Consider the following 23,292-nt stretch of genomic DNA (forward strand, 5'->3'; position numbering starts at 1 on the left):
TCCCGTCGGTATGCTCTCGCCATGGAGCAGCCCCGACGGACGACCCTCGCCGATGTGGCCGAGGCGGCGGGCACGACGGTGCCGACCGCCTCCAAGGTGCTGAGCGGCCGCTCCGACGTCTCCGCCGAGACCCGCGCCCGCGTGATGCGGGCCGTGGCGGACCTGGGCTACCGCGGGCGCTCGGGCCGGGGCGCGGTGCCGCGGGTCGACCGCCCCGCGCTGGTGGACCTGGTGCTGAGCGGGGTCGAGGGCACGTGGGCGAACCGGGCCCTCAGCGGCGTCGAGCGGGCCGCCACCGCCGCGGGGGTCGACCTCGTGGTCTCGGTGGCGCGCGGCGACGGCGCCTGGCTGACGCGGCTTTTGGAGCGGAACCTGCGCGGCGCGGTGCTCGCGTTGGTCGACGTGACGGCCGAGCAGCTGGCGACGCTGGCCGCCGCGCAGGTCCCGGTGGTCCTGCTCGACCCGGTGACGCAGCCGCCGAGCACCGTGGCGAGCGTGGGCGCCGCGAACTGGGCGGGCGGGCGCGCGGCCGCCGAGCACCTCCTCGCGCTCGGGCACCGCCGGTTCGGGGTGCTCGGCGCCCACCGCGGGCACCTCTACAGCCAGGCCCGCGTCGACGGGTTCCGCTCGGCCGCGAGGCGGAGGGGGAACGACGTGCGCGTGGTCCACATCGACTGGTCCGCCGCGGGGGCGGCGGAGGCGGCCGCCGCCGCGCTGCTGGGCGGCGCGTCGCCGCCGACGGCGGTCTTCGCGTGCACCGACAACATCGCCGTCGGCGTGTACGACGCCGCGGAGTCGCTGGGGCTGCGCATCCCCGAGGACGTCAGCGTCGTCGGGTTCGACGACCTGCCCGAGGTGCAGTGGCTGCGCCCGGCGCTGACCACCGTGCGCCAGCCGATCGCCGAGATGGGCGAGGCCGCGATGCGGATGCTGCTGCGCATCGTCGCCGACCCGCCGCGGGACGCCCCGCGGGAGGAGCTGGCGACCACGCTGATCACCCGCGGCTCCACCGGGAGTCCCTGAGCGCCGGAGGCGCTGCTCCGCGGCCGCCGGGGACGCGCGTCCGCGCCCCTCCGGCCGGGGCCGCCGGTCTTCGCGGCCCGCGGCGCGAGGCGCCTCCCTGCCGCCGAACCGGTCGGCGGCCGGGGCCGAGCGCGGCGCCGCGGGAGCGCGGAGGCCGCTCGCCGATCCGCTTCGGGGCGGTCACCGGAACCGGGCCGGGAGGTCGAGCGTCGGGACCGGGATCTCGTGGCGGGCCTCGAAGCCGATGAGCTCGCGCGCGGGCGTGAGGTCGACGGGCACTTCGCGTCCGACGAAGCGGCGCAGCCGGGGCGCGCCGGACGCGAACGCGTCGAGCAGCTCCTCGGTCCGGTAGGGCGCGTTGGTGCGGTCGGCTGCGAGGAGGAACGCGTGCGCGCCGGCCGTGTCCGCGGTCAGGGACAGCGCGATCGCGCGGGCGGCGTCGCGGGTGTCGAGGTAGGACCAGGCCTCGCACAGGCCCGCCCTCGGGTCCTCGGTGAGCGCCCGCGACTGCGCGAGCAGGCCCTCCTCGCCGTTGACGTGCGGGAAGCGCAGGGTCACCACGTCGATGCCCCAGCGCCGCCAGGCCATCCGCGCGGTGCTCTCCCCCTGGTGCTTGGACAGCGAGTACCAGTCGGCGATGTCGACGGGGACGGCGGTGTCGAGCGGGAAGTACGCGGGGGTCGTCTCGTGGACGTTCATCGGCAGTCCGTACGCGTTGATGCTGCCGGCCACCACGGCCCGGGGGACGCCCGCGGCGCCCGCCTGCGCGAGCACGTTGAACGTCGAGACCACGTTGGTCGCGTAGACCTCGTGGGGCGGCGCCATGTCGGGGTGCGGGATCGCGGCGAGGTGCACGACGAGGTCGGCGCCGTCGATCGCGGCGGCGACGTCCTCCGGCGACCGCGTGTCGCCGACGATCACGCGGTCGGCCTCCGGCCGCGGGCGCTCCGCGATGGACAGCGCCGTGACCGCGGCCCCGGCCTCGCTCAGGTGCGCGGCGGTGACCGTGCCGATGCGGCCCGAGGCCCCGGTGAGGAGCACTCGGGCCCCGTCGAGCTGCTTCATCGTCTGTCTCCTCCGGCCGTGCGGGCTCCGGCGCGGGGCCGTCTCTGGAAGATAGCGCCTGTCGGGGGTTGCGGACACCCCTGCGGCGCGGGGGCGTCACCGGTGCGCGGCCGCGCGCTTCGGGGCGCCGTCCGGCCCGCCTTCCGTCGGGCCCGGTGGGCCGCGTGCGCGCTCACCGCGCCGTCGGCCCTCCGGGCGCCGCACCCGGCCGCGGGCCGATCAGGGCCGCGATCTCGTCGGCGATGTCGTCGGGGGTGCGGCCGCCGGTGTCGACGGCGATGTCGCCGACGCCCTCCCGTTCGAGCAGGGCGGCCTCGGCGTGCGCGGCCCCGATGCGGCGTTCGAGGCCGTCCCCGGTGAGCCCCCGCAGCTCGTCGCCGGGGAGTTCGACACCGATCCCTTCGGCGCGCATCCTGATCCGCTCGGCCAGCTGCTCGGGCGGGGCGTCGAGGCGGACCACCGTCGGCGCGCAGCCGGGCACCGCCTCGAGGTAGCCGCGGGCGGTCGCCGCTCCCCCGCCGGAGCCGGAGACCACGAGGCACTCGGCCCCGGCCTCGCGGTGGGCCCGCCACAGCGCGCCGAGGTTGCGGGCCCGGAGGCGGTGGTCGCCGGGGTCGTCCGCGGCGGCGGGACGGCACCAGCCGATCTGGGCGAGGTCGATGAAGGAGGCCTTGGCGCCGGAGGCCAGGAGCCGCATGAAGACCGCGAAGGACACCGTGGACTTCCCGACGCCGGCGGGGCCGCAGACCCACACCATCGGGACCCCGCCGTCCGCTGCGGACTCCGGCGCGTCGAATCCGCGCGGGCGCCACGCGCCCGCGGGCGCGCCGGGCCAGTCGCCGATGCGGTCGCGGACCAGCGCCACGACCTCCTGGACGGAGCGGCCGCCGGTGTCGACGCGGCGATCGGTGAGGGGGTCGCGCTCCAGCCTGGCGGCGTGGAGGGCGGCCGGTTCGATCAGGTGCTCGGAGCCGCCGCGCCCGATCAGCCGCTCGCGGCGCTCCTCGGCCCCTACCCGCAGTTCGACGAGGGTCAGCGCCGCGCCGGGGGTCCGGGCGGCGTAGTCGGCCACGGTCTCGGCGGCGGCGACGCCGCCGGACACGATGAGGCACTGGGCCCCCGCGGCCCGGAACCCCGCCCAGACCGCGCCGATCCCGCGGGCCTTGACGCGCTCGTTGTCGGGGTCGCCCGAGGGGGCGGGGTAGGCCATGCCGACCTGGTCGGCGTCGACGTACGCCGCCAGGACGCCTTCCTGCGCGAGCTGCGAGAAGAGCGCCCACGCCGTGGTGGTCTTGCCCGAGCCGGCGGTCCCGATGAGCCAGAGGAGGGGGGTGGTGTCCATGCGGTGAGCCTAAGCGGGGCGTCAACCGCTTTGGCCCGGCCGCCGAGGAGCACTCGCGATCGCCCGGCGCGGCGCTGCTGCGATCATCGGTGCATGACCGTCAGCACCACAGCGGCCCCTCAGGCGCCGCCGGGCCCCTCCCGCCGGGCCGAGATCGCCGCGGGGGTCCGCCTCTCGCTCGCCGCCGGGCTCGGCATGTTCCCGATCGGCATCGCGTTCGGCCTTCTGGTGGTCCAGGCGGGCCTGCCGTGGTGGGTCGCCCCGGCCCTGTCGCTCGCGGCGTACGCCGGATCGCTCGAGCTGCTGCTCATCGGGTTGATCACCACCGCCACGCCGCTGGCGACCATCGCCCTCACGACGCTCCTGGTGAACTTCCGGCACGTCTTCTACGCCTTCTCGTTCCCGCTCCACGTGGTCCGCAACCGGGTCGCGAAGGCCTACTCGGTCTACGCGCTCATCGACGAGGCCTACGCGGTCACGGCCGCCTCCCGGGACGGCTGGAGCTCGTGGCGGCTGCTGTCGACGCAGATCGCGTTCCAGGTCTACTGGGTCGGCGGGGGCCTCGCCGGGGTCGCGGTCGCCTCGGTCATGCCCGGCCCGATCAAGGGCCTGGAGTTCGCCCTGTGCGCCCTGTTCGTGACCCTCACCCTCGACGCGGCCCGCTCCCGCGGGCAGGTGCCGTCGCTGCTGCTGGCGGGACTCGCCTTCACGGCCGCGATCGTCCTCGCGCCCGACGCCGCGCTCTTCGTCGCGCTGCTGTTGTTCGTGCTGCTCCTGCTGGGCCGCTTCGCGCTCGGCGTCCTGCGGTCCCGGAGGGGCTCCGATGCCTGACGCGGCCCTCGACCCGTGGTACCTCGCGTGGGTCCTCGTGACCGTCTTCGCCATCGACCTGGCGCTGCGGGCCCTCCCGTTCGCCGCGCTGAAGCCCCTGCGCGCCTCGGCGCTGGTGCGGAGCCTGACGGTGTGGATGCCCGTGGGCGTGCTCGCGATCCTGGCCGCCGAGACGCTGCGCGGCAGCCTGGTCGGCGACCCGGGCGGGGCCGTGAGCGCGCTCGTCGCGGTCGGCGTCACCGTCGCGGTGCACCTGCTCGGCGGGCGGCGGACCCTCCTGAGCGTCGGCGCGGGCACGTTCACCTATGTTCTGCTGGTCAACGTGGACGTCGCCGCCGCGCTCAGGGGGCTCCTCTGACGCCGCGCTTACTCCTGGAACGCCTTCGCGGTGAGTTCGACGGAGCGGACGCGGTCGGCGGGCCGCTCGGCGTGGTGGGCGGTGATGAGCTCGTCGGCGCGCGCGGCGGCGGCGAACTCCTCCAGGTACGCGGCCACCTCGCCGGGGGCGCCGACGGCGGTGTACCGGGTCATGGCCGACAGCTGGCGGCCGGCCGCCGAGGCGAGGAACGCGTCGATCTCGTCGTCGGTGAACTCGGGCCCGCCCTGGCCGCGCTTGATGAACGCGCGCGACCGGTTGCGGTACGCGATCTGCCGCTGCGCCTCGGCCTCCTCGCGGCTCTCGGCCGCGAACACGTTGACGCCCGCGATGACGTACGGCTCGGCCAGCTGCTCGGAGGGCGTGAACTGCTCCCGGTAGGCGGCGACCGCCTCGTGCAGGGCGTCGGGCGCGAAGTGGGAGGCGAACGCGTACGGCAGCCCCATCCGGGCGGCGAGCTGGGCGCCGAAGAGCGAGGAGCCGAGCAGGTAGAGCGGGACGACGCCCTCGGCGCGCGGCACGGCCTGCACGCCCTCGATCAGGGACTCGCCGCGGAGGTAGCCCTGGAGCTCCAGGACGTCCTGCGGGAACGCGTCGCCCGAGGCCGAGGCCCGCCGGATGGCGATCATGGTGTTGCGGTCGGTGCCGGGCGCGCGGCCCAGGCCGAGGTCGATCCGGCCGGGGAACAGCGTCTCCAGCGTCCCGAACTGCTCGGCGATCACCAGCGGGGAGTGGTTGGGCAGCATGATGCCGCCCGCGCCGAGCCGGATGGTGTCGGTGTGCTCGGCGACGTGGCCGATCACGACGCTGGTCGCGCTCGAGGCGATGGTCGGCATGTTGTGGTGCTCGGCGTACCAGACCCGCCGGTAGCCGCTGCGTTCGGCGGCGCGGGCGAGCTCGACGCTCGCGGCGAGGCTCTCGCGCGCGGACCGTCCCGGCGCGATCGGCGCCAGGTCGAGGATCGACAGGGCTGCGGGCATGTCGGGTGCCTTTCTACAGACTGCGGTGGAGCGCCTCGGTGAACGCGCGGATGCGCGCCTCGTCGCGGCGGTAGTAGATCCACTGGCCGCGCCGGGTGGCCTGGAGGAACCCGGCGCGCTGGAGGATCGCGAGATGGGCGGAGACCGTGGACGCGGACGTGCCCGCCTTGTGCTGGATCAGGCCGGCGCACACGCCGAGCCCGGCGGTGTCCCCGCAGGGGAAGTTCGCCTCGGGGTCCTTGAGCCAGTCGAGGATCCGCAGCCGCGTCTCGTTGGAGAGGGCCTTGCATTCGTCGAGCACGTCGGTCGTCCTTCGGTATTTCGCTTATTGACGAAGTTAACGCTTCCGGGGCGGGAGGGCACCATGAGCCTCGTCACCGGCCGAGGTCGGCGAGGAGGGCGACGGCGGCGCGGGCCGGGTCGTCGCCGTACGTGGAGGGGAAGGCGTCCGCGAGGCGCCAGCCCGCGCGGCGCAGGGCCCGGTGGCGGGCCAGGTGGGCGGCGGGGCCGTCGGGGTGGACCGCGCAGATCACGCCGACCGCGTCGTCGCCGTCGCCCACGACGAGGTCGACGCTCCAGTGCCCCACCGGGTAGGCGGACCGGACCTCGACGCCGGCGTGCGCCAGCGCGTCGGCGGTCTTCGCGGTCCAGGCGTCGGGGTGGCGGGCGGCCTCGGGCGGGCGGGGCGGGCTGTCGGCGTACCGGAGGAACTCGCCGATGAGGCCGTCGGCGTCGCCGATCGCGGTGACCACGTGCAGCCGGTGGCGGGCGCGCGTGATCATCACGTTGAACAGGTTGGCCCCGGCGGCGAAGCGCCGCCGCCCGGCCGGGTCGCCGGGGGCGACGCCGAGGGCCGCGATGACGGTGTCGGCCTCGCTGCCCTGGAAGGCGTGGACGGTCCCGGCGCGGATGCGGTGGCGGCGGATGGCGTCCAGGTCGAAGCGCTCGACGATCCCGGCCTCGATCGCCTCGGCCTGGGCGCGGAACGGGGTGATGACCGCGATGCCGCGGTCCCCCTGTCCGACGCGTTCGGCGAGGAGCTCCAGGGAGGCGTCCACTTCGGCCCGGACGACGCCGTCGCGGGAGGCGCGGGCCCGGACGCGGTGGAGGTGGACGGCGTCGGCGTCGTGGTTGCGCGGGTGGGTCGTGACCGGTGCGACGCGGCCGCGGTAGAACCGCGCGGCGGAGAACCCGATGAGGTGGGGGACGCTGCGGTGGTGCTCGGTGAGCTCGACGACCGGCCCGGCGCCGGTGGCGAGGTCGTAGGCGCTGACGCGGCCGGTGTCGAGCTGCGGCGCCCGGTCGGCCAGGCCGTGCCGGGCGAGGACCTCGGCCAGGCGCTCCTCGCTCGCGAAGGAGACGAACCGCAGCTGCCGGGGGTCGCCCGCGACGACGGCGCGGCGGGCGCGGGCGAGCGCGGGGGCGGCGCGGAGCTGGTTGATGTGCGAGGCCTCGTCGAGGATCACGAGGTCGAACATGCCCGGCGCGGCCGGGAGGAGGTCCTCGACGTCGCCCACCGTGCCCACCCACAGCGGCATCGCCTTGAGCATCGCGCCGGTGTCGAGCCCGGCGAGCAGGGAGCGGCGGGCCGCCCGGGAGGAGGAGCGCAGGCCGGTGGCGAGGCCGGCCAGGGCGCGGCGGGACCCTCCCGAGCGCCGCTCGTCCGCTTCGGCGTCGTATCGCGCGGCGGCGGCGACCGCGGCGGCCGCCTCGGCGTCGGCCTGCTCCAGGCTCGCCCAGAGCGGGCCGAGGTCGAGGCCGCCCGCGGCGGCGAGGAGGGCCGCGCCGCGCTGGTCGCGGGCGGCGGCGACGGCGCGGCGCAGTGCCGCGCGGCTCCCGTCGGCGCCCGCGAGCCGGGCCAGCCGCCGGGAGGAGCGCCACGCGCGCAGGCGCGGCCACCAGCCGTCCGCGCCCCGCTCGGCGCGGCGCAGGTGGCGTTCGACCGCGTCGAGGTCGGCGTCGCGGAGGCCGGGGAAGTCGTCGAGGAGGAACAGCGGGAGGTCGCGGGCGCGGCGGCGCCGGTCCTCCAGGTCGAGCAGGGAGGCGAGCTCGGCCTCGACGCGCGCGACGTACGCGGCGGCGTCGTCGGCCTCCCGCCGGTGCTGCTCGACGACGCGGGCCTTGTGGCCCCTGCCGGTGCCGGAGCCGAGGCGGGTCCGGAACTCGTCGCGCCGCTCGGTGTCGCCGAAGTGGACCGGGACCGGCCCTGGCCGGCGGTCGAGGAGGGCGGCGAGGACGTCGGCGGCGTGCACCGACTGGGTGGCCAGGAGCACCGACTGCCCGGAGGCGACCGCGTCGAGGGCGATCGCCGCGAGCGTGTGGCTCTTGCCGCAGCCGGGCGCTCCCGCGATCACGGTGACGGGCTGGGTGCGGGCCTGGACGACGGCCGCGGCCTGCTCGCGGCTGAGCGGGAGGGCGCAGCGGATCGGCGCGTCCGGGGCGGGGGCCGCGTCGGGCCGCTGGTCGTACATCGCGGCCAGCGCCGTGTCCTCGAGGCCGGGTGTGGCGGCCCATTCGCGCAGGCCCGAGGCGATGGGGCTGGGGACGGCGTCGCGGTCGACGTAGACGACGGGCCGGGCCACGACCGCCGTGCGGTCGCGGTCGCGCTGCGGCGGGGAGGTCTCGACGGCGGACTCGCCGAATCCGGCCGCCGCGGCGGCGGCCGCCAGCCAGGCGGTGTCGGCGGGGGCTTCGGTGTCGGCGTCGGCGAACACGGCTTCGAGCAGCGGGGCGAACTCGCCGCCGGCCAGCGCCGGGTGGACGGCGACGTCCCCGGCGGGGACGACCCGCTGGGTGTCGCCCCGGCCCCCCGCGGCCTTGAGGCGGACGGGGCGGCTGACCAGCGGCAGGCGGACCCGGTGGGTCCTGCCGTCGGCCTCGGTGCGCCCCATGACGACGCCCCAGCCCTGCCGCAGGAGCCGCTCGTCGCGGTGCAGCTCGTCGTAGGAGGCGAGGGCGCCGCCGCCTTCGAGCGCCTCGAGCGCCGTCCCCCAGACGGCTTTGGCGCCGAGGTGGTCGAAGATCGGCGGTTTCGCCGCCGGGGCGAGGTCGGCGAGGGCGCCGAGGAGCTGGGGCACGGGCATGTGCGCAGTGTAGGAGGTGCGCACGAGGCCCCGCCGGGACGGAGCGGCCGCGGTCCACCGGGGACCGCGGCCCGACGTCACGGCCGGGGGCTCACGTCTCCTCGCCCAGCTTCGGCGCCTCGTGGTGGAGGAGGTCGGCGTAGTCGGGGTGGCGTTCGATCCACCCGGCGTAGAACGGGCACACGGGCACCACCTGCTCCCCCGCGGCCCGGGCCGCGTCGAGCGAGTGCCGCGCGAGCGCCGAGCCCACCCCGGCGTCCTGGGCGGACTCCTCGACGTGGGTGCTGGAGAAGGTGATGGTGCCGTCCTTGCGGCGGTAGTCGGCGAATCCGACCGTCTCGCCGTCGATCCGCGCCTCGTAGCGGCTCTGCTCCGGTACGTCCGTCACTTCCACGGCCATGCGGCCCTCCTTCGCGTCGTCTTCGAACCACCTTAGGCCCGATTCGTCGGAGTACCCGCGAAGTCGCGTTTCGACCGCCGCCGGAGGGGCGGACCGGGGCGGCGCCCGCCGGAGGGGGTGAGCGGGCGCCGCCCGGCCGGCGGCTACTCGAGGTGGAAGGTCGCGGCGGCGCGCTCGGCGGCGGTCGAGGCGGTCTGGAGGTACACCAGGCCGTCGACGTGGCGGAGGTAGCGGCCGGAGAAGTTCGAGGCCTCGAAGGACTCCCCCGCGGCGTCGGCCAGGCCGTCGCGGCGGTGGAAGCTCGCGTCCGAGCGGAACAGCGACGAGCCGTCGCCCTGCTCGACCCAGATCTCGTAGTTCCTGTGCCGCAGGTAGTGCCCGGGGTAGTTCGCCGACTCCAGCGAGACCGTCCCCGATCCGGCCAGGCCCGCGACGATCCGGAACTGCGAGTCGGCCAGCATCGCCGTGTTCGCGCCCGCCCGGAGCCGGAAGTCGTAGTGGTTGAGGTACGCGCCCGAGGCGCCGTGCGCGGCGAACCGGTACGGGGTCGGGCCGTCGGCCACCGGCACGCCGAAGTCCGGGGTCCCGTCGGCGTTCCAGTAGAACTTCTGGATCCTGGTGTGCCGGTTGGGGTCGTACAGCGGGTCGCCGCTGATGTCCCGGTAGGGCCTGGCGTGGTAGACCAGGATGTCGCTCTGGCCGTCCTCGGAGAGGGTGAACGAGTTGTGGCCCGGCCCGTACTGGCCCGTGTTGTCGTTGCTGCGCAGGACCGGCTGGGGGTGCTTGGTCCACGAGGACGCGCTGAGCAGGTTCGCGCTCTGGGAGGCCGTGAGCAGGCCGATGGCGTAGTTCGCGTCGGTGGCGCTGGCGGAGAAGGTCATGAAGACGCGGCCGCCTCGCTTGATGACGGCGGCGCCCTCGTTCACCTTGTGGCCGATGACCTCCCACGGGTTGGTGGGCTTGCTGATGCGCACCGGCGTGCCGGTGATCGTCCACGGGCTCGACATGGCCGCGAGGTACAGGCTGGTGCCCGAGCCCAGTTCGGGGTCGCTCTGGGCCCAGCACAGGTAGCGGGTGGAGCCGTTGGTGAACGTGGTGGCGTCCAGCGAGAACGAGTCGCGCGGGGTGGTGATCCGGCCGCGTTCGGTCCAGTTGCCGGACATGGGGTTCGCGCCCGCGTTCTCGAGGGCGTACATGCGGATGGCCCAGACGTCGTCGGCGCGGCCCGCGGCGAAGTAGAGGTACCACTTCCCGTCGACGTGGTGGAGTTCGGGCGCCCAGATGTGGGCGCTCATGGGGCCGCTGGAGTGCTTGGACCACACGGTGGCCTCTTGGGCCGTGGCCAATCCCTGGAGGGTGGTGGCACGGCGCATGATGATGCGGTCGTAGGCCGGGACGCTGGCGGTGAAGTAGTAGTACCCGTCGGCGTGGCGCACGATGTGCGGGTCGGCGCGCTGCTGGATGAGCGCGTTGCCGTAGAGCACGCCGGGCGCGGCCAGGGCGGGGGTGGGGAGGCCTGCGGTCGAGGCGGCGGTGACGAGGGCCGCGGCGCCCGCGGCCTGGAGGAGCCGCCGGCGGTTCAGGGGTGCGCGGTGCATGGGAACTCCGTGTGGTCGATCGAACTGGGACGTATTCGAACATGGTGGCCACCAGGTGATGTTCACGGTAACCATACTGATCGGACAAGTCAATAGATCGAACCACGCGAATGTTTCAGCATGCGGGGCGGTGCGGGAGAGAGGGTCAGGCGGCTCCGCCGGGGAGTCCGGCCCGGCGCCGCTCGGCCTCGGCGAGGGCGCTCTCGTAGGTGTCGAGGATCAGCGCGGCGAGGTCCTGCTGGTCCAGTTCCTCGTGGCCCGGGCCGAAGTCCACGGCGATGAGCACGCCGCCGACGGTGACGGTCACCGCCACCGCGCCGCCGGGGGCCTCGGCCCGGACGCTGGCGGGCTCCAGGAGGCGCCGCATCGGCTCGGCCCGCTCGCCGAGCTCGGTCATCTGCTTCACGAACGTGCGCACGCCTTCGGCGGCGCCGGGCGCGGCGGGGCGCCCGTCGGGATCGTTTCGCTCCTTCACCCTGCCATCGTGACATGTTGCGCCACAAGATGTCTCATTGGGATCAGAAGTCCTCTTAGGTTTTACCGGCCGTTGGGCCGGCGGCCATGTGCCCGCACTGGGCGCGACCGGGCGCGCACGGGCGGCGCGGTCAGAGGCCCGACAGGTAGGCCTCCAGGGCCGCGGCGTAGGCGGCCGGGTCCTCGTTCCAGGCGGCGGTGTGGCCCGAGGCGGTGGTCACGACGGTGGTCCGGTCGGCGGGGAGCCCTTCGGCGAAGTCGAGCGTCGCGGTGTGGTCCACGGTCTCGTCGGCGGTGTCGACGAACAGCAGCATCGGCATGTCGAACTCGTCGGTGAAGTTCCGCTGGTCGAGGCCGTCGAGGTCGAGGTCGGCGCGCCACTCCACGATCCGCTTGGCGGCCCACGTGATCGGGGCGATCACGTTGCGGTCCTCGGCCTGCATGTCGAGCGTGGAGTTCCAGTCCATGACCGGCGAGTCGAGCACGATGCCGCGGATCAGGGCGGGGTCCTCGATCTTGCGGGCCGCGGTCGCGGCGATGGCGCCGCCCATCGACCATCCGTGCAGGATCACGTCCTCCGCGCCGTTCGCGAGCGCGTAGTCGATCGCGGCCAGGACGTCGTCGCTCTCGTACTCGCCGAGGCTGTGCTTCCCGTTGGGGGCGTCGGGGGCGCCCTCGTCGTTGCGGTAGGTGACGGCGAGGACGGGGTAGCCGAGGTCCTGGTAGACCTCGATCCCGCGGAGGGTCTCGGCCGGGGAGGCGTTGCGGCCGTGCACGGTGACGACCCAGGTCGCCTCGTCGCCGGGCAGCCGCCAGGCGGGCATGTCGCCGAGCTCGGTGGGGATGTCCACAGTGGTGTATTCGAGCCCGAGTGCGGCGGACGGGTCGTCGCGGTAGGCGTAGGTGTCGACGCGGACCCGCGTGCCCGCGGCGAGGTCGCCGTAGATGACGCGGTCGAGCGCGCGGGTGACGGTGTCCTCGCCGGACTCGACGATGTCGCCGACGATCGCCTGGCCGCCGTCCCACGACAGGCCCCACGTGCCGGGCTTCTCGGTGTGCTTCCCGCGCGGCAGCGTCACCGTCGTGCCGTCCACGGCCTCGACGGTGACGTCGTAGTCGCTCGCGGAGTGGTCGACGTCGATGACCTCGCCGGAGAAGTACCAGCCGGCGCCGCCGAGCGCGCCGAGGGCGAGCACGAGGACCACGGCGAGCGAGATGAGGATCGCGCGGAGGGGGCGGCGGCGCTTCCTGGGGGCCTGGGCTTCGGTCTCGGCCGTTGTCGTCACGATGGTTCCTCGGGGGGCTCGGCGGGCTGGTCGTTCGATCTTAGGAGGCGCCCGCCCCGTTCACGAGCGGCCCTTGGTCCACAGGCCCCAGGCGCGGGCGTACGGCCCGTCGGCGGCGGCGAGGTCCTCGTGGGTCCCCTCCTCCACGATGCGGCCGTGCTCCATGACGACGATCCGGTCGGCCTTCGCGGCCTGGTCGAGCCGGTGCGCCACGAGCAGCCCGGCGCGGCCTTCGAGGGCCGCGGCGGCGGCCCCGTCGAGCGCGGCCGAGTCGGCGCTGCCGGCTTCGGCGGTGGCCTCGTCGAGGACGGCCAGGCGCGGGTCGAGCAGGACCACGCGGGCCAGCGCGAGCGCCTGGGCCTGGGCGGGGGTCAGCTCGAGGCCGCGGTCGCCGACGCCGGTGTCGAGCCCGTCGGGCAGGGCCAGCAGGGAGCGGGCGCCGACGCGGCGCAGCGCGGCCTCCAGCTCGTCGTCGGCGGCGCCGGGCCGGACCAGGTCGAGGTTCTCGCGGAGGGTCCCGTCGAAGACGTGGACCTCCTGGGTCACCAGGGCCACGGACGGGCCCGGGCCGGCGACGGCGACGCGCCCGGCGTCGGGTTCGAGGACTCCGGCGACGATCGCCGCGAGGGTGCTCTTGCCCGCGCCGGAGGAGCCGACGAGCGCCACGGTCTCCTTGGGGCCGATGCGCAGCGAGACGCCGCTGAGGACCGGGTGCCCGGGCGTGTAGGCGAAGTCGAGGGCCTCGGCCTCGGCGGCCGCGTCGGTCTCGGGCTCGGGGCGCTCGGGGGCCTTGAAGCGGTCGGCGCCGATGACGCCGACGATGCGGCGCATCGAGGCGAGCGCGGACTGGAGGTCGTCGACGACGATCATGAGCCGGTTGATCGGGTCGAACAGCCTGAGGAAGAACAGCATCGCGGTGGTCGCGGCGCCGACGGTGCCCTGGCCCTCGCGCACGAGCCAGAAACCGACGACGAGGATCGAGCCCATGCCGAGGAACTCGGCGAAGTTGAGCCGCGCGAAGAACCCGTTGACGACCGTCTGGGCCCGCACCGACCACCGGGCGACCGCCCACGAGGCGGCGGCGATGCGCTTCCCGTGCGGGCGCGAGAGCCCGAAGGCGTGGACGGTCTCGATGCCGCGCAGGGAGGCGAGCAGGTGGTGGGCGCGGTGGGCCATGGCGGCGCGCTCGGCCTCGTAGACCTCGGGGGCGGTGCGCTGGTGCCAGCGGAGGGCGAGCGCGTGGACGGGGGCGACGACGAGGACGGCGGCGACGGCGAAGCGCCAGTCGAGGACGGCCATGCCGACGACGGTCATCGCGATGGAGAACGCGGACCCGGCGACGGCGGGCACGACCAGCGGGGCCGCTTCGGCCACCACGTTGACGTCGTCGCCGGAGCGGCTGACGAGGTCCCCGGCGCCGGCGCGCTCGAGGGCGGCGCGCGGCAGGGCGAGCCCGCGGGCGACCATGCGCTCGCGGGTGGAGGCGAGGACGCGCTCGACCAGGCGGGTCGCGCCGACCTGGCCGACGCCGTCGGCCGCGGCGGCCACGAGCGAGCCCGCGGCGATGGCCCCGGCGAGCCGCCAGACGCGTTCGGCGCCTTCACCATTGGCCACCACGTCGACGAGGGCGCCGAGGGCGGCGGGGGTGACCAGGCCCGCGGCGGCGCCGGCGGTCAGGAGCGCGACGACGCCGACCACGCGCCACGTGCCGCCCTTGAGCGCCAGGCGCACCTCGGCGCGGACCTGGGCGGCGTCGGCGAGGGGCAGGGCCTCCCGGGCGGCGTGGTCACTCATGGGCGTGCTCGTCACTGCTGCTCGTTTCGACGCGGTGGAGGTCGACCACGCGGTCGCACACGGCCAGGAGCGCGGGCGCGTCGGTGATCAGGAGGGTCGAGTGGGAGCCGCGGGCCCCGCGGAGGCGTTCGGCGATGCGGGCCTCGGTGACGGAGTCGACGGCGGTGGTCGGCTCGTGGAGCACCAGCAGCGGCGGGTGCTGGGCGAGGGCGCGGGCCAGGGCGAGGCGCTGGCGCTGGCCGCCGGACAGGCGCAGGCCGTCGTCGCCGACCTGGGCGTCGAGCCCGTCGGGGGCGGCCTCGACGATCTCGGCGCAGTCGGCGGCGTCGAGGGCGGCGGCGGTGCGCTCCTCGGTGGCGGTGCCGAGGGCGACGTTCTCGCGGATGGTGCCGTCGAACAGGGCCGCGTGGTGCGGGACGACGAGGATCGAGGCGCGCAGGGCCTCCAGGTCGAACTCGTCCAGGGGGCGGCCCTGCCAGGCGGCGGTCCCGGCCGGTGAGGGGGCGCCGGAGAGGATCGCGGCGAGGTCGGCGGCGCCCTCGGGTCCGGTGCGCAGGCCGACGCACTCGCCGGGGGCGACGTCGAGCGAGAACCCGTCGAGCGCTCCGGTGCCGGTGAGCGCCAGGCGTCCTCGGCCCGGTTCGGGCCTGGCGGTCCCGGGGGACGCGACCCGGGGGGCGAGGGTGAGGACGGTGAGGACGCGGGCGGCTGCGGCGAGCGCGCCCGCCCACATGGGGCCGAACGCGGAGGCGAACGACCCGATGGGGCCGATGATGAACTGGGTGAGGCCCACGACGGTGATGAGCTGGCCGACGGTGAAGTCGCCGTCGAGGGCGCGGAGCCCGGCGACGACGGCGAGCCCGGCGACGAACAGGCCGGTGGCGAGGTTCATGGAGCCGACGAAGACGCCTTGGGCGCCCGCGGCGTGCAGGCTCCCGTCGAGGGCGTCGCGGCTGGCGCGGCGGTAGCGGTCGGCCCCGGCGGCCTGGGCGCCCAGGCCGGACAGGATGCGGTACCCGGCGAGGAGGTCGGCGGCCTTGCCGGAGGCCTCGGCGGCGAGTTCGGACTGGCGCTGGGAGCGGCGGCGCAGCGGCCCGCCCGCGCGGTCCATGAGGAGCAGGAGCAGCGGGACGCCGATGAGGACGGCGAGGCCGATCTGCCAGGAGATGGACAGGAGCACGACGGCGCACAGCAGGATGCCCGCGAACTGGCCCACGGGGAAGACCGCGATGAACACGGCGCGGGAGAGGACGTTGACGTCGGTGGCGGCGATCGAGAGCGAGGTGCCGGGGAGCCCGGCGCGCCCGGCGACCCCGGCGGGGTCGAGCAGCCGCCCGGCGACGAGGGTGCGCAGCCGGTGCTGCACGGCCTCCATGCCGAGCAGGCCGAGGCGGGAGCCGAACCGGTAGCTGAAGGAGAGCATCGCGAAGTCGGCGGCGAGCAGCGCCAGGCACAGGGCGAGGCGGACGGGGTCGCCGGTGGCGACGGCCTGGTCGATGGCGAAGCCCATGACGACCGGGACGAGGGCCTCGCCGATCTGGTGGCCGATCGCGAGGACGGCGGCGGGCGCGGTGTACCGGGGGGCGCCGAGGATGACGCGGGCGGCGAGGCGCCGCGGCGTGGTGTCCGCGTCGACGCGGACGGGCCGCACGGGGATCGGTTCGGCGGGGGCCTGGAACCAGCGCGGGAGTCTCATCGCCGGGTCCCGGCGGGGGCGGCGGGGCGGGTGCGGGGTCGCATGGGTTCCTGTCTGCGGGCGGCGGGGCGGTCACCGGAATATTAGGCAAGGCTAACTTAGTTCGCAAGGTGGTCCCGCACACGTCCCCGGGGCTCACAGGTTGACGGTGAACTCCAGCAGGTCCAGGCGCATGGCGGCGTCGCGCAGGAGCAGGAACCCGACGATGGCGATGACCCAGCCGGTGGTGCTGGTGGCGTGCTTGGTCATCCAGTCGTTGATCCGCTGGAGGAGCGGCTCGACCGCGTCGCGGGCGACGAGCCGGGCGGCGAGGAGGACGAGCGCGGGCAGGACCATGACGGCGCAGTAGGCGGCCATGGCGGCGGTGGTCCCGGCGGCGCCGAGCCCGGCGGCGGTGACCATGCCGATGGCGGCGAGGTAGGGCAGCATGGTGGCGACTTCGAGGGCGGCCGCGCCGGCGGCGAGGCCGGCGAGGGACAGGACCGAGCCGCGCCGGGTGCGCGTGCCGGCCGCGGCGCCGGTCTCGCCGGTCTCGCCGGTCTCGTCGATGCCGAGGGCGCGTTCGCGCCAGCGCGCGACGCGGCCGCCGCCCTCCTTCTGCTTCTTGGGGTCGAACCGGAAGCTGAGGAGGATCAGGCCCGCGCCGAGGACGAGCTGGACCCACGAGGCGGCGCGGGTGTCCAGGAGCGCGCCGATGTCACCGACGAACGCGGTCGCGCCGAGCGCGACGGCCAGGCCGACGACGAAGTAGAAGGCGGCGATGGTGCCGAGGTAGACGAGCATGCGCCCGGCCCTGACCCGGCCGGGGGCGAGCAGGAGCCAGATCGGGATGAGCAGCGTGCCGAAGCTCGTCGAGTCGATCAGGGCGAGCGCGGCGAGCGATGCGGCGAGGGCGAGGTCCATGTACGCAGCGTAGGGAGCCGGAGGGGCCTCGCGCGTCGGTCGCGGGAGTGAGGTTCGGCAGGGCGCGTGCACCTTTGGTGGCAAGCCGAAAGGCGCGGGCGGCGGCGCCATTGATTTAGATAGCGCTTTCCAGTACTGTCGTCCTTCAATGCGTCCGTGCCCCGCGGACCCGCCCGAGGAGGCCCCCAGTGCAGCCAGGTCCCGAACCCCGCGTGATCAACGACAACGGCGCGTGGTGCTGGTTCCAGGACGAGCGGGCGCTCGTCGACCCCGCCTCGCAGACCCTCGTCGCCGGCTCCATCGCCGCCGCCGAGGGGCCCGGCGGCGAGGCCCGGTCCGGCAACGTCGAGCTCGCCGTCGTGGACCTGCGCACCGGCGAGTCCGAAGTGGTCGTGCTCCACGAGCGCCTGGAGGTCGACGACCACGACGTGCCCGCGCTGTGGCGGCGCTCGGACGGGCGCTGGCTCGCCGTCTACACCAGGCACAAGACCGACGACCTGACCCGCTGGCGCGTCTCGGAGCCCGGCGACCCGACCCGGTGGGGGCCCGAGCGAACCTTCGACTGGAGCGGCCTCACCGGGGGCCGGGGCGTCACCTACTCCAACCTGCGCGCCCTGGACGGGCGGCTGTACTGCTTCGCGCGGGCCGTGAACGACGACCAGTGCGCGCTCGTCTCCGACGACGAGGGCGACACCTGGACCTACGCGGGCAAGCTCTTCACCCGCCCGAAGGTGGGCTACGTCAACGGCTACACCCGCTACGCCGGGGACGCGGACGGCGCGCGCATCGACCTGGTCACCACCGACCACCACCCGCGGGACTTCGACAACTCGATCTACCACGGCTACCTCGAGGGCGGGGCCCTGCGCCGCAGCGACGGCACCGTGCTCGACCCCGAGGCGCTGCAAGGGGACGCGCTCTCGCAGGAGGGCCTGACCACGGTGCTCGCGGCCGGGTCCGAATGGAGCGGCGAGCGGATCTCCCACTGCTGGACCACCGACCTCCGCCGCGCCGCGGACGGGACGGTCGCGGCGGTGCTGACCGCGCGGTTCGGCGTCGACCCCGAGGAGCGCTTCTTCCGCGAGCGCCCGGTGCCGGACCTCAGGTTCTTCTACGCCCGCCTCGCGCCCGGCGGCGAGTGGCGGGTGAGCGAGCTCGCGCGGGCGGGCGCCGGGCTCATGCCGCACGAGGAGGACTACACCGGCCTGGCCGCGATCGACCCCTACGACCTCGACGCCGTGTACACCTCGACGCCGGTCGACCCGCGCGACGGGACGGCGCTGGCGCACCACGAGATCTTCGCGGGCCGCACCGCCGACGGCGGGGCGTCGTGGACGTGGACCCCGGTCACCGCGGACTCCGAGGCGGACAACCTGCGGCCGATCGTGGCCCCGGGCGACCCTTCACGGGTGCCGCTGCTGTGGTTCCGCGGCTCGATGACCGCCTCGCAGCACTACGCGTGCGAGGTCGTGCTGCTCGACCGGCGGCGCTGAGCGGCCCGGCCGCCGGCCCCGCCCGTCGGCGGACGGGACCGGTCACCCGTCGCCGTAGCGCGCGGCCGCGCGGGCCTTCGCCTTGGCCGCCAGGGCCTCGCGGTCGCGCGGCGGCGCCTGGGTCACCAGGGAGTCCAGGAGCTCCTGGGTGGCGGCGGCGACCGCGGCGACCGCCCGGTCGAAGGCCTCCTGGTTGGCCTGCGACGGCTTCGAGGACCCGCTGACCTTGCGGACGTACTGGAGCGCCGCCGCGGCGACTTCGTCGCCGGTGGCGGGCGGCTCGAGATTGAACAGGGTGCGAACACTGCGACACATGCCCTCAGCATCCCACGCGGCTGCGACAATCGCGTTTACGGCGGGTTTACAGCCCGGCCCCTACGGTCTGGGGCATGAGACGCATTTCCATCATCACGGCGGCGCTGCTGCTGACGGCCGCCTGCTCGGGCGGCGAGCCCGACGAGGCCGCCGACACCGCCGAACCGGCCTGCGACCCCGCGCTGACGACCGGGCTGAGCCACTGGGCCGACGCGGGCTTCAGCGGCTCGCTCGCGCTCGGCGGCGCCGAGGGGCTCTCGTGCCTGGCCGCGTTCGGCACGGCCGACGCCGAGGAGCCGAACACGCCCGAGACCGTGTTCGCGATCGGCTCGGTCAGCAAGGCCTTCACCGCGGCGGCGGTCTACGACCTGGTCGACGCCGGGGCCCTGGACCTCGGCGACCGGGCCGGATCGCTCGTGCCGGAACTGGGCGGCCCCGCGGCCGAGGCCACCGTCGAGCAGCTGCTGCTGCACACCAGCGGCCTCACCGGCTCGCACGGCGAGGACCACGCGCCGCTCGACCGCGACGAGGCGATAGCGGCCCTGAGCGCCCTGGAGACCGCGTTCGAACCGGGCACCGACTACCTGTACTCCAACGCCGGGTACACGATCCTGGCGCTCATCGTCGACGAGCAGGCCCGCGAGCGGTCCGGTTCGTCCTACCGGGACTACCTCGCCGAGGAGATCCTGACGGCCCCCGGCGGCGAGCGGCTCGGCGGGTTCTGGGACGGCGAGCCCGCCGCTCCCGGACCGCGCGCCGTCGGCCGGACCGAGGCGGGCCCCGCCGCGTCGGTCGGCGACTTCGCGGGCCCGCACTGGGCGATGTCGGGCAACGGCGACCTGGCGATGACCCCCGCCGACCTCGCGACCTGGACCTCCCTGCTGTTCGCGGGCGAGATCATCGCCCCCGGGGCGGTCGAGGAGCTGCGCGGCACCGCCTTCGACCACGGCGACGGCTCGACCGAGATCCCCGGCTGGGTCGCGCTCGACGCCGAGGCGTTCGGCACGCCGGTCGTCATGTCGGCCGGAGGCGGCGGCGACACCGGCCACGAGGCGGTGGTCGCCTGGCTGCCCGACACCGGCGCGGTCCTCACCGTCGCCTCCAACACCGACGGGGTCGCGGCGGGCGAGCTGCTGGAGGCGATCGGCCCCGCGCTCGCGGCCGGCGAGCCGGTGCCCGCCCCCGAGGGCGGCGCCGAGGCCGACCCGGAGGAGCTGCGGGCCGCCGAGGGCGTCTACCGCCTCGACTCGGGCGGGACGTTCACCGTCACCGCCGGGGACGGGGCCCTGTCCGTGGCGGCCGACGGCGCCGATGCGGCCGCGGCCCTGTTCAGCTCCGGCGACTACACCGCCGAGGACGTCGCCGCGCACGAGGACGCCGTCCTGTCGCTGCTCGAGGGCGGGACCGACCTGGGCGACGAGGAGCGGGCGGCCGCAGAGGACACGGTCGGGCCGATCACGTCGGTCGCGCTCGCCGGGACCGCCGTGGAGGAGTCCGAGCTGCGCACCTACGTGCGCATCGAGGGCGAGGACGGCTCGGTGCTGGCCTGGTACGCCCTGGACGGGCAGGGCGGTCTCGCCGGTGTCTGGCTCGGCGCCGAGCCGCCGGTGTTTACGCTGGTGCCCACGGGCGGCGAGGGCGCCTACCGCCAGGAGGACCTCTCGGGCGCCGGGGCCGGGCTCCGCGTGACGTTCGCCGGGGACCTGATGAGCGTCGACGGGCCCGCGGGCGCCGCCGAGGCCCGTCGCTGACGATGGAGGAGGGTCCGTTGCGCATCCTGCTGGTCGAGGACGACCGGGACCTGGGCCCGGTCCTGGCGCTGGGGCTGCGCAACGAGGCCTACGCGGTCGACCTCGCGACGACCTGCGCCGAGGCCGAGGAGCTCCTGTGCTGCAACGACTTCGACGTCGCCTGCCTGGACCTGGGCCTGCCGGACGGCGACGGCCTCGACCTCGTGCGGCGCCTCGGCGCCGACCCGGCGCTGCGGCGCCCCCGCCGCCTCCTGGTGCTCACCGCCCGCGACGCCGTGGAGGACCGGGTCGCCGGGCTCGACGCCGGGGCGGACGACTACCTGGTCAAGCCGTTCAGCTTCCGGGAGCTGGCGGCGCGGCTGCGGGCCCTGGCCCGGCGCGCCGACGCCGCCGGGGCCGTGGTCGAGGTCGGCGACCTGCGCCTGGACACCGCCGCGCACCGGGCCTGGCGCGCGGGGCGCGAACTGCGCCTGACACCGAGGGAGTTCTCCATGCTGCGGTACTTCATGCACCATCCGGGGCGGACGATCACCGCCGAGGACCTGCTCGAGCACGTCTGGGACGCGCAGGCCGACCCGTTCACCGCCTCGGTGCGGGTCATCCTGAGCCGCCTGCGCCGCAAGCTCGGCGAGCCCGGGCCCGTCGAGACGGTGACCGGCGTCGGCTACCGGCTGCGGGAGGCGCCGTGACCGGCGCGCTCCAGTCCCTGCGGGTCCGCTTGGCGCTCACCGGGTTCCTCGCGGTCTACCTGCCCGTGGTGCTGCTGTTCGCGGTCACCGCGATCGACGAGCGGCAGGTGACCGAGACCGGCCCGGACGGTGTGTCCCGCACCGTCACCGACACCGGCGTGGCCCCGACCGGCTGGACGGTCCTCACCGTGGTGGTCCTGCTGCCGGTCGCGGCCGGGCTCGCGTGGTGGTGGTCGGGGCGGGCGGTGCGCCCGTTCGAGCGGGTCCGCGCCGCCGCCGAGCGGATCGAGGCCTCGGACCTGGGGCTGCGGGTCGGCCCGGCGCAGGGCACGACCGAGGCGCGGGGCCTGGCGGCCGCGTTCGACGCGATGCTCGACCGGTTGGAGCGCTCGGCGCGGGTGCAGCGCAGGCTGGTCGAGGAGACCAGCCACGAGCTGCGGACGCCGCTGGCGGTCCTCATCACCGGCGCGGAGGTGCTGCTGGCCCATCCCGAGCCGACCCTGGAGCTGTACCGGGAGGGTCTGGAGCGCAGCCGGGACGCGGCCGAGCGGCTGCGGGGCACCGTGGGCGAGCTGCTGGTGGACGCGCGGGGCCGGGCCCGGGTGATCGACCGGCGCGCGACCGACGTGGCGGCGCTGGCGCGCGCGGTGGTCGCGGAGATCGAGGCGGCCGCGGCGGCCCGCTCGGTCGCGGTGCGCCTCGGCGGCGCGGCGAGCGCGGAGGCGCCGGTGGACGGGCCGAGCGTGCGGCGGGCGATCGCGAACCTGGTGGGGAACGCCGTCAAGCACGCGCCGGCGGGGACGGCCGTGGAGGTCGCGGTGACGCGCGGGGCCGGGGCGGTCGAGGTGGTGGTGTCCGACGAGGGGCCGGGGATTCCCGCAGCGGAGCGCGAGCGGGTCTTCGAGCGGTTCTGGCGCGGCGAGGTCGCGCCGGGCACGGGGCTGGGGCTGCCGATCGCCCGGCAGATCGCGCAGGCGCACGGCGGCGAGGTGGTGCTGCTGGACTCGATGCGCGGGTGCCGGTTCCGGCTGTCCCTGCCGGACGGCTCCGCGGGTCCGGACCATGCCGGTTAGGGGCGATGCCGTTCAGTCGGGCGAGTCGGCCTTCGGTCGGTGTTCAGGCGCTCGGCGACGAAGGGGCGAGGTATCGGCGGGGGTGGGTCGCCGAAGCCGGGCTGGTCGGCGGCCGGTGCTCGAACAGTCGGCGACGGTGCCGTGGAGGCTGGCGCGGGGCGGGTTCATGCCTGGTGTTCAGGCGGCGGCGGTGTGGTGGCGGGGCCGGGGTGGCCTGCCGGGGCCGGGCGGGTCCTCGCTGCGGCGGCTCGGCCGGTCGTCGGTGGTGCGGTGGAGTTGCTGCCGGTCGTCGCTGCGGTGGCGGTGGTGTCGGTGGCTGCCGGGTTCGACCAGGCGGCCTGCCGCCGGGCGGCCTGGCGCGCGGTGCGTGCCGCAGGAGTCGCGGCGCAAGGCATCGTCGTCGTGGTCGTCGTGGTCGTCGTGGTCGTCGTGGTCGTCGTGGTCATGGTGGGTTCACCTCCTTCCAAAGGCGTGGTCGCGTCCTGGCGGATACGCGGTGATGGTCGCGATGGTGATCGCCTCGCCTGGCGGCGCCGCCTCGCAGCGGGCTCTCGCGGCCGGGTCTCGCATCGCCGTCGAGTAGCCGCCGCCGTGCGGCCATGGCCTGCCGGTCCCGCCGGTCCTGCCTGGCGTGTGGACCTGCCGGGCCTGTCGGGTCTTCCCCTCCTGTCCTGTCGGTGGTGGTCGGGGGGTGTGCTGGATACGCCTGGGGGTGTGTGCGGGACTCCGACTGTGCTGGCCGGCGGTACCTCCTCAAGGAGGCCGCACTCCCGTCACATGCCCGTAGACCGCGGTGACGGTGGTACCAGCGCAGGACCGGAACGCGGGACAAACAACCCCCGTCCTAGCTGCGAGGGCGGCCCCGACACCAGTGGGCGGTACGAGCGGCCAGAGGCTGTCGTAGTCTGCATTAAATGAACACATCTCGTTCGCTTGCACTGATTCCGTAACCCTGTACGTACCACCAATCATCCCCCCGATAGCCCCACCCCGGCAACACCCACACGGGTAGAGAACCCTCACGTTTCCACCGGTGCCCCTGTCCCGCAACAACACCGACCACCGGATCCACAATGGCGCCCCGCCCGCCCGACCCTCCACTACCTCGGGCCCGCCAGCC

21 protein-coding genes are annotated in these 23,292 nt (G+C 75.4%); 7 read left to right on the plus strand and 14 right to left on the minus strand.

Annotated features, from left to right (window positions below):
- Window positions 1-21 precede the first annotated feature (21 nt).
- Entirely contained in the window at window positions 22-1,023 is a 1,002-nt protein-coding gene (locus LO763_RS07010; RefSeq protein WP_230601245.1) for a LacI family DNA-binding transcriptional regulator, read from the plus strand.
- 180 nt (window positions 1,024-1,203) lie between these two features.
- Here the strand turns inward: LO763_RS07010 and LO763_RS07015 are convergent, their stop codons facing one another.
- A complete protein-coding gene (locus LO763_RS07015) occupies window positions 1,204-2,088 on the minus strand; it encodes an NAD-dependent epimerase/dehydratase family protein (RefSeq protein ID WP_230601246.1) in 885 nt (294 codons plus the stop codon).
- Between the two features lie 172 nt (window positions 2,089-2,260).
- Window positions 2,261-3,430 (minus strand): adenylyl-sulfate kinase, encoded by a 1,170-nt coding sequence (locus tag LO763_RS07020; RefSeq protein WP_230601247.1) that lies wholly within the window; start codon window positions 3,428-3,430, stop codon window positions 2,261-2,263.
- Between the two features lie 93 nt (window positions 3,431-3,523).
- Here LO763_RS07020 and LO763_RS07025 point away from each other — a divergent pair, with 93 nt between their 5' ends.
- Window positions 3,524-4,261, plus strand: coding sequence for an AzlC family ABC transporter permease (locus LO763_RS07025; protein ID WP_304608794.1), 738 nt, complete (start codon window positions 3,524-3,526; stop codon window positions 4,259-4,261).
- Window positions 4,254-4,619 (plus strand): branched-chain amino acid transporter permease, encoded by a 366-nt coding sequence (locus tag LO763_RS07030; protein ID WP_230601248.1) that lies wholly within the window; start codon window positions 4,254-4,256, stop codon window positions 4,617-4,619. The genes LO763_RS07025 and LO763_RS07030 overlap by 8 nt, the downstream gene beginning before the upstream one ends.
- A gap of 8 nt (window positions 4,620-4,627) precedes the next feature.
- Here LO763_RS07030 and LO763_RS07035 read toward each other — a convergent pair whose 3' ends face one another.
- From LO763_RS07035 to LO763_RS07080, 10 genes are all read right to left on the minus strand, one after another.
- Entirely contained in the window at window positions 4,628-5,617 is a 990-nt protein-coding gene (locus tag LO763_RS07035; RefSeq protein WP_230601249.1) for an LLM class flavin-dependent oxidoreductase, read from the minus strand.
- A 13-nt stretch (window positions 5,618-5,630) separates the two neighbouring features.
- On the minus strand, window positions 5,631-5,918 hold the full coding sequence (locus LO763_RS07040) for an ArsR/SmtB family transcription factor (protein ID WP_230601250.1): 288 nt from the start codon (window positions 5,916-5,918) through the stop codon (window positions 5,631-5,633).
- A gap of 73 nt (window positions 5,919-5,991) precedes the next feature.
- Complete coding sequence (locus LO763_RS07045; protein WP_230601251.1) at window positions 5,992-8,700, minus strand: AAA domain-containing protein; 2,709 nt, start codon at window positions 8,698-8,700, stop codon at window positions 5,992-5,994.
- Window positions 8,701-8,791: 91 nt separating this feature from the next.
- Entirely contained in the window at window positions 8,792-9,100 is a 309-nt protein-coding gene (locus tag LO763_RS07050) for a GNAT family N-acetyltransferase (protein ID WP_230601252.1), read from the minus strand.
- A 143-nt stretch (window positions 9,101-9,243) separates the two neighbouring features.
- Window positions 9,244-10,698, minus strand: a complete 1,455-nt coding sequence (locus tag LO763_RS07055) for a family 43 glycosylhydrolase (protein WP_230601253.1) — start codon at window positions 10,696-10,698, stop codon at window positions 9,244-9,246.
- 145 nt (window positions 10,699-10,843) lie between these two features.
- Entirely contained in the window at window positions 10,844-11,173 is a 330-nt protein-coding gene (locus tag LO763_RS07060; protein ID WP_230601254.1) for a YbaB/EbfC family nucleoid-associated protein, read from the minus strand.
- 130 nt (window positions 11,174-11,303) lie between these two features.
- Window positions 11,304-12,458, minus strand: a complete 1,155-nt coding sequence (locus LO763_RS29645) for an alpha/beta hydrolase (protein WP_230601255.1) — start codon at window positions 12,456-12,458, stop codon at window positions 11,304-11,306.
- 60 nt (window positions 12,459-12,518) lie between these two features.
- A complete protein-coding gene (locus LO763_RS07070; RefSeq protein ID WP_230601256.1) occupies window positions 12,519-14,252 on the minus strand; it encodes an ABC transporter ATP-binding protein in 1,734 nt (577 codons plus the stop codon).
- Window positions 14,245-15,948, minus strand: a complete 1,704-nt coding sequence (locus LO763_RS07075; protein WP_230601257.1) for an ABC transporter ATP-binding protein — start codon at window positions 15,946-15,948, stop codon at window positions 14,245-14,247. The genes LO763_RS07070 and LO763_RS07075 overlap by 8 nt, the downstream gene beginning before the upstream one ends.
- A 135-nt stretch (window positions 15,949-16,083) precedes the next feature.
- Window positions 16,084-16,851 (minus strand): GAP family protein, encoded by a 768-nt coding sequence (locus LO763_RS07080; protein ID WP_230601258.1) that lies wholly within the window; start codon window positions 16,849-16,851, stop codon window positions 16,084-16,086.
- 188 nt (window positions 16,852-17,039) lie between these two features.
- On the opposite strand from LO763_RS07080, the gene LO763_RS07085 reads away from it, so the two are divergent.
- On the plus strand, window positions 17,040-18,344 hold the full coding sequence (locus LO763_RS07085; RefSeq protein WP_230601259.1) for a BNR-4 repeat-containing protein: 1,305 nt from the start codon (window positions 17,040-17,042) through the stop codon (window positions 18,342-18,344).
- A 42-nt stretch (window positions 18,345-18,386) separates the two neighbouring features.
- Here the strand turns inward: LO763_RS07085 and LO763_RS07090 are convergent, their stop codons facing one another.
- A complete protein-coding gene (locus LO763_RS07090; protein ID WP_230601260.1) occupies window positions 18,387-18,659 on the minus strand; it encodes a DUF2277 domain-containing protein in 273 nt (90 codons plus the stop codon).
- A 74-nt stretch (window positions 18,660-18,733) separates the two neighbouring features.
- Here LO763_RS07090 and LO763_RS07095 point away from each other — a divergent pair, with 74 nt between their 5' ends.
- From LO763_RS07095 to LO763_RS07105, 3 genes are read left to right on the plus strand one after another with little or no spacing between them, the layout of a single operon-like run.
- Entirely contained in the window at window positions 18,734-20,410 is a 1,677-nt protein-coding gene (locus LO763_RS07095; protein ID WP_230601261.1) for a serine hydrolase domain-containing protein, read from the plus strand.
- 17 nt (window positions 20,411-20,427) lie between these two features.
- Complete coding sequence (locus tag LO763_RS07100; RefSeq protein WP_230601262.1) at window positions 20,428-21,099, plus strand: winged helix-turn-helix domain-containing protein; 672 nt, start codon at window positions 20,428-20,430, stop codon at window positions 21,097-21,099.
- Entirely contained in the window at window positions 21,096-22,172 is a 1,077-nt protein-coding gene (locus LO763_RS07105) for a HAMP domain-containing sensor histidine kinase (RefSeq protein ID WP_230601263.1), read from the plus strand. Before LO763_RS07100 ends, LO763_RS07105 begins: the two co-directional genes overlap by 4 nt.
- 164 nt (window positions 22,173-22,336) lie before the next feature.
- Here LO763_RS07105 and LO763_RS07110 read toward each other — a convergent pair whose 3' ends face one another.
- Window positions 22,337-22,618, minus strand: coding sequence for a hypothetical protein (locus LO763_RS07110; RefSeq protein ID WP_230601264.1), 282 nt, complete (start codon window positions 22,616-22,618; stop codon window positions 22,337-22,339).
- Window positions 22,619-23,292 lie beyond the last annotated feature (674 nt).

Source organism: Glycomyces amatae, from assembly GCF_020991375.1.
Lineage (GTDB): Bacteria > Actinomycetota > Actinomycetes > Mycobacteriales > Micromonosporaceae > Glycomyces > Glycomyces amatae.